We start from the raw sequence: 715 nt of genomic DNA, 5'->3' as shown, positions 1-715 counted from the left end.
AATGAACGTGTTACCCTTGAAAACATTATCCACAAAATGATAACCGAGTTAGAAAATGGTAGTTATTTTGTCAACGGGTGGCAATTAGATTTACTAAATTGCAACTATGATATAAGTGTTGAAATAGATACAAGTACACAAAAATATTTAAGATTATTTTGCGAGTTGACTTTCAAAGGGTTATTAGTTGACTAGTTGTTAAGCGAGTTGAGCAGTACAAAGCAAAGTTTAATCAAGTATGTTATAATACGGTTGTACGAACAACCTAAAAGGAGTGATGAAATCAATGGCAACTACTAAAGAAGCCTTAATGGGTAAAAATACAGTATTGTTATTCCGATTACTAAAAGAACAAGGTACACAATCCGCAGTAAAATTGGCGTTTCAGACCGAACATGAATTAACTGAAAGCCGTGACACAGATACAACGGCGACAAAAGACGGCAACATTGTTACGCCGTCAGCATTAGAAACGTCCCTTGATTGTACATCAATCTTGGCTAAAGGGGACGAAACAGCCGATAAATTACGTCAAGCGTTACGAGATTATGAAAAGATTGAAATTTGGGAAGTTGATTTATCTACCAAAGGAACTAGTGGCGCAGACGCTAACAAGTATAAAGCTATGTATTATCAAGGTTATGTTTCAGAATGGTCAAAAAGTCCGAGCGCCGAAGATAGTATTGAGTTATCTTTAACATTTACAATTGAAGGC

Annotated in this window: 2 protein-coding genes; both read left to right on the top strand. The window is 35.8% G+C overall.

Features of this window, described 5'->3' with window-relative positions:
* Positions 1–195, top strand: a 195-nt coding sequence (locus tag BTA35_RS18525; protein WP_238377625.1) for a hypothetical protein, incomplete at its 5' end; no start/stop codon positions are given.
* Positions 196–286: 91 nt separating this feature from the next.
* A partial coding sequence (locus BTA35_RS16465; protein WP_078320903.1) for a phage major tail protein, TP901-1 family occupies positions 287–715 on the top strand: 429 nt, incomplete at its 3' end.

Origin of the sequence: Oceanospirillum linum (genome assembly GCF_001995095.2) — a bacterium.
GTDB lineage: Bacteria > Pseudomonadota > Gammaproteobacteria > Pseudomonadales > Halomonadaceae > Oceanospirillum > Oceanospirillum linum.
This window is presented reverse-complemented; position numbering and strand designations above follow the sequence as displayed.